The organism is Staphylococcus sp. HMSC62A08, assembly GCF_001839105.1.
In the GTDB taxonomy this organism is placed as follows: Bacteria; Bacillota; Bacilli; order Staphylococcales; family Staphylococcaceae; genus Staphylococcus; species Staphylococcus caprae.
This window is the reverse complement of sequence record NZ_KV840027.1, coordinates 474,856-486,238: the sequence shown is the minus strand read 5'-3', so window position 1 is coordinate 486,238 and position 11,383 is coordinate 474,856. Positions and strand designations below refer to the sequence as shown.

Genomic DNA, 11,383 nt, shown 5'->3' with positions numbered 1-11,383 from the left:
AATTATTTACCTTTTAGTTTACGTGATAATTTAATTTTAGCTTTAGTTAGTCGTGGTTTTACTTGCTCAATAAGTTGATACAATGGTTGATTAAGTACATAATCAAACTCACCTATTTTTTCACTTAAATATGTGCCCCATACGCGTTTGAATGACCACAATCCATAATGTTCTGAATCTTTGTCTGGATCGTTATCCGTACCACCGAAATCATACGTTGTTGCACCATGTTCTCGCGCATATTGCATCATAGTAAATTGCATATGATGGTTAGGTAAGAAATCGCGATAATCATTCGAAGATGCACCATATAAATAATAAGATTTATTACCAGCGAACATTAACAATGCACCGGATAAGTAAATACCATCAGGATGTACTTTTTCAAGTTCTAGCATATCATTTTTAAGTTCATCCGTCTTTTTAATTTTATTATCTGTATCGTTGATTTTATTTAGTGTTTTTTTGTCTTGTTTTTTAGCTTGTAGCTTTTCTTTTTCGTTATTAAGCTCTTCCAAGTCTTTGTTAATTTTTTCTAAAACAGGCTTTGGCTCTAACTTAACTAAGAAAAGTTCGGCATCTCCATCTTCATGAAGTGCATCATAAATATTTTCAAAGTAACTAATATCGCGCGTTAAGAAGCCATCACGTTCTCCTGTAATCTTCATTAAGTTCGCAAAAGTTTGAAGTCCTTCTCGTCCTGCGCGTTCTACTTTAGTGCCTCGTTTAAGAGCTAAACGTACCTTAGAACGATTACGACGTTCAAAACTTTGAATAAGTTCATCATCAGATTTATCAATTGGCGTAATCATCGTCATTCGTGGTTGGATATAATCCTTAGATAAACCTTCTTTGAAGCCTTTATGTTTAAATCCTAAATCACGTAGATTTTTTAATGCATCAGTCCCTTTATCGACTTCTACATCTGGATCAATTTTGATTGCATAGGCTTTTTCTTCTTTTGCAATTACTTTTGTATATTTTAATAATGCTTCTAGGACCTCTTTATCACTATAATCTGTGACAAACCCTCTTGATACGTAACATAACGTATAAGGAAGTTTGGGTATTTTTTTAAATAATAATTGCCCTACACCTTTAATTTCACCATTTTCACCAACCGCAATTCTTCTAGAATACCATCCAGTCAACTTCTTAGTATCTGCCCATTTAGATAATTGCAGTAAATCGCCATTTGGATGAGATTTTACAAATGCGTCATGTTCTTGATTAGTGATATTCATCTTTTCCATGGTTTATAATATCTCCTTTATTTTACAGTAATTTTAATTATACATCCTATCTTAATCGCTGTCGATTAAGTATGCTATAAACCTTTTTAGTTCTGACATCCTGTTAAATCTTGATATAATATTAATTATTATGAGATAGAAAGAGGTTTTCTTAATGAGAAAGATTATACTATCTGTATTTATATTATTAAACATAATTGCAATAATAGTGACGTTAAGCCATCCGCTTACCGTATCTTATTTTAGTCTTAGAGTGATATGTGTTGCATTAACGTTCGTTCTGTCTCTTTTCTTCTCACTTATAAGAACATCTCGTTTTGACACAATTTTAAGTATCATTTCTATTTTTATTGCGCTCATCCATATCGGCATTATCGCACAAAGTACCTACCAATATTTATACTAATTAATAGGTTCAAATCTGTATTTGGCACCTCTAATAAATATTGAATATGGCGCTGTCGCATTAGCATCTTTAATAATTAGTGTGCGGTAGCCTGATTCTTTTCCATCTTCAATTCTGAAAAGGATATCATCATCTTTCAAGATTAGATCTGTATAAGTATCATATTCATGTAAGATTTGCATATCATACCATTGCTTCCAATCCTCAACAGTTTTGTGTCGTTGACTACTACTAATTACTACTGCTTCAATCGAAAACTGCTTTTGATAAAAATCTTTCAGATGTGCTTCTCTAGACGCTTCGCTTTCGTCCCATTGTATGAAAAACGGCGGTTTAACCCTATAGTCAGGATTAGCAATATACAATAATTGCCAACCTACTTTATCGCCTTTTTTATTATCTCTTTCCATTCGTAAAGGCCCTATCGTATCAATACCTCTATCAGTTAAAGTTTGTTTTACCTGCTCAATATCATTCGTTCGCATACTGATAGTTTTAAAACCTTGAATAAAGTTATCTTGAGCAATCTTAGTGGCAAATGATACGCGTCCCTCTTCAGACTTTGCTAACTTCTTCAATTTTTCTTTATCCTCAACGTCTAACATTTCAATATAATTCCCATTAATATAAGACAATTGGTTAAAAGTTCCAAATTTATGATGCTTACCACCGCTATGTAATTTCAATAATTTCCCAGGAAATTGAAATCGCTCGAGTTGATCGATGTAATGGATGATATGATCAAATTTGAGCTCCATCTATCTTCCCCCTCTACCTCTTATTAATGCTTATTTTAACAAAAAGCCGACCATTTTACTTTTAATATCAAAAAGAATAAAAAAGTATTGCAAAATTCATATTTCAGTCATATAATACTTTTTGTGCCAAAAAGGTTAGCTAAGCTAACTATAATGACAAGATGAGGTGTCGCCCATGTTAAACAATGATTTCTTTAATAGTTTCATCGGAGTTTATAGACCTTATATAAAATTAACACAACCTATTCTAGATAAGCATGATATCCATACAGGTCAGTGGCTTGTGCTGAGAGATATAGCTAATTTCCAACCAACTACATTGGTTAAAATTTCTCATCGTCGTTCAATTGAAAAACCTACAACTCGTAAAATTGTTAAGGTCCTACTTGAAAATAATTGGATTGTTGCTACTCAAGGTAATGACAAAAGAGAAAAATTATTAAGTTTAACGCCTGTAGGTAAAGCATTGTTCGATGCAATTAATGAAGAAGTAACGGTTGTTCAAGAAAACATTATTAAAAAAGTAGGTTTAACAGAAGCAAAGCTCTCAGAAATTATAGAGATTATGTCTCAAATTCACGAGACATTAATTAAGGAGGATAAATAATGAACGAAGCGATACCTACTAAGGATCCTATTTTCACCAAAAGTTTTAATCTTAATTTTGCGATTAATTTTTTCGTATACTTATGTATGTATTTATTAATCGTTGTCATCGCTGGATACAGTAAAACTGAATTCCATGCTTCCGATTCGCTTGCAGGTCTTGTAGTAGGACTATTCATTGTAGGATCTCTAATCGGCCGTTTTATTACTGGTAAATATGTGAATCAGTTTGGTCCGAAAAAGATACTTATATTTGGATTAATTTGTTTAATCATCACACAATTACTTTATTTCATACCAGGTTCAGTTTGGTTCTTAATGATTGTGAGATTACTCAACGGTATTGCCACAGCAATCGCTACAACTGCTACAGGTACCATAGCCGCATATGTCACACCACCTACACGAAAAAGTGAAGGTATTAGCTTATTTTCATTAAGTTTAGTATTAGGTACCGCCATTGGACCATTCTTTGGTATGTTATTAATGAATTCATTTTCAATTAAGATACTATTTATTATCTGTGTTGTTCTTGGTGTAATCAGTGGTTTGTTATCATTATTTATTAGAATTCAATTTCAAACTGTTAAAGCTAAAAATGATTCAGTAAATCAAAAAGGTTCGATTTTGAGTCACTTTATTGCAAAAGAAGCGATACCAGTTGCGATTGTTATGATGCTCATTGGTGTGACTTATGCAGCAATTTTAACTTATTTACAAGCATTTGCCGTAGAAAGAAACTTAGTCACAGCGGCAAGTTACTTCTTTATCTTTTATGCGGTAGCATCTCTATTTACGCGTCCGATTGCCGGTCGTTTAATGGATGATAAAAATGAAAATGTAGTAGTATATCCAGCATTTATCTTTTTAGTCATTAGTTTCGCAATGCTAATGTTTAGTTTCAATGGTTGGATGTTATTAATTGCTGGTATTGCCCTAGGTATTGGATACGGTAATCTATCATCATCTATGCAAGCCATTGCAATCAAAGTATCTCCATCTACAAAATATGGATTAGCTACATCTACGTATTTCATAGGCTTGGATATTGGCATAGGATTCGGACCATCATTCTTAGGTTTATTTACACATATGATTACTTATAGTCAATTGTTTGGAATTATGGGAATTCTAGGAGTAGTTACTTTGATTATTTATTTACTTGTTCACGGACGAAAAGTAAAACATCAAAGCATTTAATAACTTAACTTTATTAAGCAAAAGTTAAAATAGAAATTTCTATCATAATATATATAAGCGCCTCTAAATTGAATTTTTGAATCAATTCATTTTAGAGGCGCTTTTTATATCAATACTTCATTTATTTAGTTCTTTATTTTTACTTAGTTCGCAATACTAATGGTTTCAATTTCACCAGTCATTTTATCTAATAATTTCTTTTGTTTAGCGTCAAAGAAATAGAATACTTGTCTTTCATCTGTTTCTGAACGTAATTTTGAAATGAGTTCTTTTTTATAGATTTTTCGAATAATCACATCAATTTTACTTGTGTCCCATAACATTTCGAAATGTAAAGTATCGCGTAATTCTTTCCCACTAATCTTTGTATCTGCATATACTTTATATAAAACCACAAACTCTTCAATCGAAATACGATAAGTTGTCTTAAGCCAATGCTTTAATTGGCTCAATTCTCTTTCAGATGCAATAAAACGTTGTACTTTGTTACTCATAATAAAATGCCTCCTATGTTGATTCTTAGATGTAATGTTTGCATTATAAAATTCAATTGCTTAACTTTATTATATAACAAAGTTTGCATTTATTCTATTACAAATATTAAAATAGCGTCTAAATCTTGTTAAGAATTTAAACAATTTAAACAATCAGTTATATATTGAAAGGCATATAAAATATCTAAATAGATTTTGCCACAGCAAAGTTATCTAACGAATTGCTTTTAAATATATACATTTAAAATTCAAACAATACACAAAGCAATATTTTGAGGTTTTTAAAGGATATTCTCCTCACGGGGATTTTGGTGTCGGGAACCCTAACCCCAGCTTGCATTGCCCGTCGATTCTCTTCTCGAGAATCTCTTTGCTGGGGCCCCTAACCCCCAATATAGTTCATGTTGATTTTTTGTGTTTGCGGTTGGCTACGGTTTGTTCTGTTCGTTCGTCTGAGTAGCGGTCGTCTCTTATGTTCCATAGTGCTTTGAATTGGTCTTTTAATTCTTGGTCTGTAACGCCTGATCGCATAAATGATTTAACGTTGAAGCCGTCTACGGTTGCAAATAAGCAACCATAAAATTTCCCGTCTGATGATAGTCTTGCGCGTGTACATGTAGAGCAAAATGATTGAGAGACACTTGTGATTAATCCAAATTTTGCACCGTTTTCTTTGTGTCGATAATATTTAGCAACTTCCCCATAATATTTTGGCTCTACTGGTTCTATATCAAAGTGCTGCTCAACCATACTTAACATTTCGTCTTTAGTTACTACCTTACTAAAATCCCATCCATTATCATTACCAACATCCATAAATTCTATAAAGCGTATTTCAATATCTTTATCTTTAAAATAATCAATCATTGGAATAATCTGATCATCATTTACGCCTTTCTGAATCACAACATTGACTTTGACGTGAAAACCTATTGATACCGCATAATCAATTTGTTCTAAAATGGTTGAAGCTTTGATATTTCGATTATTAATTGCTTGAAAGACTTGATCATCGATAGCATCTAAACTCACATTGATACGACGAAGGCCTGCGTCATATAACTTTTGTCCATGTTTCTTTAAGAGCAATCCATTTGTTGTTAAACCAATATCTTCTATACCTTCAATTTCATTCAATTGCTCAATCAATTGATATAAATTACGACGTAATAAAGGTTCTCCTCCAGTAATTCTGATCTTTTTCACACCTAATTCAGCATAAATACGAGAAATACGAGTCATTTCATCAAACGTAAGTAATTCATCTTTAGGTAAAAAGACAAAGTCATCACCGAATATTTCTTTAGGCATGCAATAATCACATCTGAAATTACATCTATCTGTGACAGATAACCTTAAATCACGAATGGGTCGGCCTAACTTATCTTTAATTTGCTCTACCATAATTGGACCTCCCTATTTTTTAATTTCTAGTTTTAAAGAGTCCAAATCTTGCTGATAGTTAATATTGTTATACCAGTAATGAGGTGAATTGATTTCTGAAACGTCTAACCAATCAGTGGATAATTGTTTATAAACATTCTTCATACTATAATCACTAGATTGTAGTGCTTGTTCTATAACCTCTTTTGCGTGCGGTCCATAAAATGCAATCGTGGGTATCTTCATGTCTCCATCTTTAAAAGCTGCAATGTCTAAATGATCTTCAATTAAATGAGATATCATAAATTGATATAACCCACTGACAGCCTTACTCGTAATCATGGGTGTGTCTACAGAAACAACGAAGAACAGTTCCTCATCTGAGTACTGCTTCATTACTGAATAAATTCCTGCTAAAGGGCCCTTATCTTTATTTTCTTTATCATCAACAACTACATGTGCATACTTAAATTGTGATGCTAATTGTTGATTTGTACTAATAATAATTTCATTAAACATATTTGTTGTTGTTAAGGTTTCTATGATTTTCTGATAAAAAGGTTGGCCATCAATTTCAGCGAATGCTTTTGGTTGACCAAAGCGTTCAGAATGACCACCTGCCAGTATAATTGCTTTCATTAAATTTATCCTCCACTAACTGGTGGAATAAGTGCGACAGTATCTTGTGGTTGTATGATATCGTCTTTTCTTACAAATTCCTCATTAACTGCAATTTGAAATTTTTTATCATCAATTTCTGGATGTTGATTAAAAAGATGAGCCTCAAACTCTTGAACCGTCATCTCCTTTTTTATATCGATTTCTTCTGATGATTGATTTAAAATCTCTTTCAATTCTGCGAAGTAAAGTACTCTCACATTATTCACCTCTCTTCGCTTCTTGATGTGTGCCTTTTTGATGGCCTTGCCATTCTGCACCATCTTCCCAAATTTCTTTCTTCCATATTGGTACAATTTCTTTAATACGTTCAATCGCATATTCATTTGCACGATACGCATCTTTTCTATGTGGTGAAGAAACTGCAATGAGTACGGCAATATCTGAGATATTCAATGGTCCAATACGATGGACAATTGTAGTAATTGTTCCAGGCCATTGTTGCTGAATTTCATCACCAATTTGCGCTAATTTCTTCTCTGCCATAGGAATATAAGCTTCATATTCTAGATATTCCGTGCGCACACCTTTTGTCCATTCTCTAACATGACCTGTGAAAACGACAACTGCACCTTGATGCTCATTGACTGTGTAGTTTCTATATTGCTCAGTTTGAATCGGTTCAGTCACGATTTCAAATTGCTTCATTTATCTTTCAATCCTTCTATATTAATCAATTCTAACAATGCTGTTTCAAAATGTTTATAGGCATTCGGCTCATTCAAATTCACTTTAAAACGTACATGTGTTAATTTTGATAATTTTTCTAATTCCTTATCATCTTTGTATACAACAATTTTGTCGAAATGTTCATTTTTAAATCCTTCAACCAAGATGATATTACAATCAATTGTAACAGATTCGTTAATAATATCAGTAAGATTCTGTTTATAGCAACGTGTCACTGTCTGTTGATACGTAGCACCTTGAACAATGCTTTGGTCAGCGCCTGCATTGAAATGTTTCATATGGTCTACACTATCATTTTGCAAGGTAATATCTTCACCTTGATGCCCATGATGTTTAATCGTTGCAACTGTATATCCTTTTTCCTTTAAAAATGAAACCGCATGTGCCATTAAAGTCGTCTTGCCAGAATTTTTAAAGCCGACAATTTGTAAAATCATAACAACAGTTCCTCTTCAAAGGCATTGGATTCCGTCAGTAGCACATCAACAGTATGACCGGCTTTAAATCCACGTGTACCGCCTGGCAACATGATCATCGCATTCGCATGTGCAATCGCAACAACAGCACCTGATTTATTAAAACCTGAAGGGACTACTGTCGCCCCTGCTGGAGTTAACGTCGCTTTCGCACGAATGAAACGCGTAAACGGATTCGCTTTAGTAAAATCTTCCATTAATGTCGCTTTAATCATCTGAGGATAACACGCTTTTGCACCCATGATTTTATTCACAGCAGGTTTAACGTAAAGTTCAAATCCTGTAAAACATGCTGAAGGATTACCAGATAGGCCAAATAGATACTGACCATTTGCAAATGCGACAGTCGTTACACTGCCAGGTCTCTGAGCGACTTTATTAAATAAGACATCAGCGTTGATGGCTTTATAAATCTCTGGTAAATAGTCAAAATCACCTACTGAAACACCGCCAGTAGTAATCACCATATCATGTTGTGACAACGCTTCTTTAACAACTTGAATACTACTTTCAAGATCATCTTGTTGGATTTTATATGCACCGACCTCTAAACCAAAACTTTCAGCTAACGCCTTAATCATAGGCCCATTCGAATTCCTAATTTTACCAGGTTCAAGTTCATCTTCTACTTCAAGTAACTCACTACCAGTAGCAATAACTGCAACACTCGGTTTCATTGCTACTGGTACTTCTGTATAACCATAAGTTGCTAATACGGCAATAGTTCCCGGATTGATATGTTGACCTTTTTGTAAGACAATGTCACCTGTCGTCGTTTCTTCACCTTTTAATGATACATTTTCAAAATGTTCAAATGGTTTACGTATCGTAAATGTTGTTTCGGATTCAATGGTTTGTTCAAACATTACGACAGCATCCGCGCCTTCAGGTATTTGTGCACCTGTCATAATACGGACTGCTTGATTCTTCCCAATTTTCTTATCAGAAACTGATCCAGCACCGATATGATCTATTACTTCGAATTCAATACGATGTTCACCACTTGCGCCTTTAGAGTCTTCACTACGAATCGCAAAGCCATCATATGGTGATTTATTAAAGCGAGGTATATCATATGTCGCCACGATATCTTCAGCTAATACATATCCTAAGCTATCATCTAATTTTACTTGAGTTTTACGTACTTCTACATTTTGCTTCATCACTCGTGAAATAGCTTCTTTTACTGGTATTGGGGTTCTTTTCTCAACTGACATATTTTCATCTCCAAAAAATAAATATTTTCGTGATATACTAAGTTCTGCTAGGAGGTATATAATGACTGACTTTACACACATTAACAAACAAGGTAATGCTAAGATGGTTGATGTTTCTGAAAAGGAAGTGACTAAACGTCAAGCTCGTGCTCATTCAAGCATTACTGTAAATGAAATCATTTATCAACAAATTATCGATAATACAAATAAGAAAGGTAATGTACTGAATACAGCCCAAATTGCTGGAATCATGGCAGCTAAAAACACGTCTACGATTATTCCAATGTGCCATCCTTTACCATTAACAGGTATTGATGTGCAATTTGAATGGGATACCACTCAAGCACCTTCTTATGTTCTTAATATTACTGCCATTGTTTCAACCACTGGTAAAACAGGTGTTGAAATGGAAGCCTTAACAGCAGCTTCAGCGACAGCTTTAACTGTCTATGATATGACGAAAGCTGTTGATAAGGGCATGATTATTGGTGAAACATACTTAGAATCTAAATCCGGTGGCAAATCCGGAGATTACAAAAGAAACGACTAGTCTTTACACTAGTTGTTTCTTTCATATTATTTAGTCAATTCATGCACAAGATGATTAAGTTCTGGCTTAATTAATCTTTCTATCGCAAGTTTAACCGCACCTGTGGAACCTGGCAACGCAAAGATAAGTTTATCTTTAGCAGTTCCTCCAATCGCACGTGATAATAGGGAACGTGTGCCTACATCTTCTGTATAACTTAAATATCGGAATAACTCTCCAAAGCCTTCTAATTCTTTAGTTAACAACGGTCGTACTGCTTCAATCGTAACATCCCTTTGAGAAATGCCAGTCCCACCTGTAGTAATAATGGCGTCAATTTCTTCATGTTCATCTAACCATTGCTTAAGTTGTAAAGTAATTGCATTTTTATCATCTTTAACAATTTTATAATTATCTTTCTCCACGGTTACGTTAATCTCTTTTAAAAGAGATTGTACCAATTGACCACCTTTATCAGTCTCTTCATCTCTTGTGTCAGAAATGGTTAGAACAGCTACATTAATATTTCTTTCTAATTTAACATGTTCGTGTTGATGATTGTGCATCATATTCAACTCCTTATTTTATCCAAATAATTGATTCATTAATTGCATAGCGTTTTGAGGATGCGTCATTTCATGAATCAGGAACCTGCCTCCATTAAAAGCAACAATGCGATGTCCTCTAAATTTGAAAATCGTCATATAATTGTTGGTACGATAATGAATTTGATGTTGCTCAAGAAAAGCGATGAGCATTTCCTGGGAAATATTACTATTCTCATATTGAACTGTATCACGACCACACAATGTCGCATAACTTTGTTTCTCTTGGTTTAAATGTGGATAGTACGGATGATGACCACACGTAGGACAATCCTCTCGATACATTTTACTAAACCCAATTGTGAAGTGATCGCCTTCCCAAATATCTCCATAAGTTAAACGCGTTTTGATTTCATTTTGGGTAAGTAACTTTAAAGCATCTTTTAACTGTAAACTTGTAGTCATTGTAACTGCGGGTTGAATCACACCCACTGTGTCACAAGTTAAATTGACTGAAGGAAGCTGTGGCATAAGGCAATTAAAGCATGGCGTTTGCCCAGGTATAAATGTTGCCTCTACATACGTACTTTGAACTACTCCACCATAAATCCATGGTATGCCGTATTTATATGAGAAATCATTGATCAATTGTCTTGTATCAAAGTTATCTGTCGCATCGAGAATAAAGTTCACATCTTTACCATGCTTCTCTAGAAATTGATAATTCACATGTTCAATCAATGCATGAATTTCAATATCATTTCTAATATGTGTGAGTGCACGTTGTGCAGCAATCACCTTTGGCAAAGCTTCTCTTGCATCATTTTCAGTATATAAGGTTTGTCTTTGTAAATTACTATATTCAATATAATCTCTATCTACTATAGTTAATTTACCAATACCTGCTCTCACTAAACCTTCAGCAAGATGCGTACCTAGTGCCCCCATCCCGATAATCAGCACATGTTGTTGTTCGATTTTCTCTTGGCCACTATTACCGATATGTTTAAACAACATTTGTCTCGAATAACGTTCTTGATTCATATGAGTTACCCTTTCATTTATCATTGTTTCCATTATATAAGCTATCTTGATAAGTCACAAAATTTAAACACTAAAAGAGGTCGGAACAAAAGTGTTTAGGATTT

Annotated in this window: 14 protein-coding genes and 1 pseudogene; 4 read left to right on the top strand and 11 right to left on the bottom strand. The window is 33.9% G+C overall.

What is annotated here, in order from left to right:
* Nucleotides 1-2: 2 nt before the first annotated feature.
* Nucleotides 3-1,253: a lipid II:glycine glycyltransferase FemX gene (locus HMPREF3264_RS03080; RefSeq protein WP_070871892.1), complete on the bottom strand. Its 1,251-nt coding sequence runs from the start codon at nt 1,251-1,253 to the stop codon at nt 3-5.
* Between the two features lie 154 nt (nt 1,254-1,407).
* On the opposite strand from HMPREF3264_RS03080, the gene HMPREF3264_RS12380 reads away from it, so the two are divergent.
* Nucleotides 1,408-1,659 carry a hypothetical protein gene (locus HMPREF3264_RS12380; RefSeq protein WP_080981450.1) on the top strand — a complete coding sequence of 84 codons (252 nt, stop codon included), beginning with the start codon at nt 1,408-1,410 and terminating at the stop codon, nt 1,657-1,659.
* Here HMPREF3264_RS12380 and HMPREF3264_RS03075 read toward each other — a convergent pair.
* On the bottom strand, nt 1,656-2,417 hold the full coding sequence (locus HMPREF3264_RS03075) for a VOC family protein (protein ID WP_070871891.1): 762 nt from the start codon (nt 2,415-2,417) through the stop codon (nt 1,656-1,658). The two genes, HMPREF3264_RS12380 and HMPREF3264_RS03075, sit on opposite strands and share 4 nt — an antisense overlap.
* A gap of 175 nt (nt 2,418-2,592) precedes the next feature.
* Between HMPREF3264_RS03075 and HMPREF3264_RS03070 the strand changes: the two genes are divergently transcribed.
* Both HMPREF3264_RS03070 and HMPREF3264_RS03065 read left to right on the top strand, forming a co-directional pair.
* Nucleotides 2,593-3,024 (top strand): MarR family winged helix-turn-helix transcriptional regulator, encoded by a 432-nt coding sequence (locus HMPREF3264_RS03070; RefSeq protein WP_002443780.1) that lies wholly within the window; start codon nt 2,593-2,595, stop codon nt 3,022-3,024.
* Nucleotides 3,024-4,223 (top strand): MFS transporter, encoded by a 1,200-nt coding sequence (locus tag HMPREF3264_RS03065; protein WP_070871890.1) that lies wholly within the window; start codon nt 3,024-3,026, stop codon nt 4,221-4,223. Before HMPREF3264_RS03070 ends, HMPREF3264_RS03065 begins: the two co-directional genes overlap by 1 nt.
* A gap of 143 nt (nt 4,224-4,366) precedes the next feature.
* Here the strand turns inward: HMPREF3264_RS03065 and HMPREF3264_RS03060 are convergent, their stop codons facing one another.
* The 7 genes and pseudogenes from HMPREF3264_RS03060 to glp all read right to left on the bottom strand — a co-directional run bounded on the left by HMPREF3264_RS03060 (nt 4,367) and on the right by glp (nt 9,161).
* Nucleotides 4,367-4,717, bottom strand: coding sequence for a SarA family transcriptional regulator (locus HMPREF3264_RS03060; RefSeq protein WP_002432752.1), 351 nt, complete (start codon nt 4,715-4,717; stop codon nt 4,367-4,369).
* A gap of 382 nt (nt 4,718-5,099) precedes the next feature.
* Nucleotides 5,100-6,121, bottom strand: a pseudogene (moaA, locus tag HMPREF3264_RS03055) (GTP 3',8-cyclase MoaA).
* A 12-nt stretch (nt 6,122-6,133) separates the two neighbouring features.
* A complete protein-coding gene (gene mobA, locus HMPREF3264_RS03050; protein ID WP_002443783.1) occupies nt 6,134-6,739 on the bottom strand; it encodes a molybdenum cofactor guanylyltransferase MobA in 606 nt (201 codons plus the stop codon).
* Nucleotides 6,740-6,744: 5 nt separating this feature from the next.
* Nucleotides 6,745-6,978, bottom strand: coding sequence for a molybdopterin converting factor subunit 1 (gene moaD, locus HMPREF3264_RS03045; RefSeq protein ID WP_037541593.1), 234 nt, complete (start codon nt 6,976-6,978; stop codon nt 6,745-6,747).
* 1 nt (nt 6,979) lies between these two features.
* Nucleotides 6,980-7,426, bottom strand: a complete 447-nt coding sequence (locus tag HMPREF3264_RS03040; protein ID WP_070871889.1) for a molybdenum cofactor biosynthesis protein MoaE — start codon at nt 7,424-7,426, stop codon at nt 6,980-6,982.
* The gene (mobB, locus tag HMPREF3264_RS03035) at nt 7,423-7,905 is read right to left on the bottom strand and encodes a molybdopterin-guanine dinucleotide biosynthesis protein B (protein WP_070871888.1); all 483 of its coding nucleotides are present in this window, start codon (nt 7,903-7,905) and stop codon (nt 7,423-7,425) included. Before mobB ends, HMPREF3264_RS03040 begins: the two co-directional genes overlap by 4 nt.
* Nucleotides 7,902-9,161, bottom strand: a complete 1,260-nt coding sequence (gene glp, locus HMPREF3264_RS03030) for a molybdopterin molybdotransferase MoeA (RefSeq protein ID WP_070871887.1) — start codon at nt 9,159-9,161, stop codon at nt 7,902-7,904. Before glp ends, mobB begins: the two co-directional genes overlap by 4 nt.
* Nucleotides 9,162-9,222: 61 nt before the next feature.
* Between glp and moaC the strand changes: the two genes are divergently transcribed.
* Complete coding sequence (gene moaC / locus HMPREF3264_RS03025; RefSeq protein WP_070830332.1) at nt 9,223-9,711, top strand: cyclic pyranopterin monophosphate synthase MoaC; 489 nt, start codon at nt 9,223-9,225, stop codon at nt 9,709-9,711.
* Between the two features lie 26 nt (nt 9,712-9,737).
* On the opposite strand, the gene HMPREF3264_RS03020 is transcribed toward moaC, so the two are convergent.
* Together HMPREF3264_RS03020 and HMPREF3264_RS03015 are read right to left on the bottom strand one after the other, a co-directional pair.
* A complete protein-coding gene (locus HMPREF3264_RS03020) occupies nt 9,738-10,256 on the bottom strand; it encodes a MogA/MoaB family molybdenum cofactor biosynthesis protein (RefSeq protein WP_070871886.1) in 519 nt (172 codons plus the stop codon).
* A gap of 18 nt (nt 10,257-10,274) precedes the next feature.
* Nucleotides 10,275-11,279, bottom strand: a complete 1,005-nt coding sequence (locus tag HMPREF3264_RS03015) for a ThiF family adenylyltransferase (protein ID WP_070871885.1) — start codon at nt 11,277-11,279, stop codon at nt 10,275-10,277.
* Between the last annotated feature and the right edge of the window lie 104 nt (nt 11,280-11,383).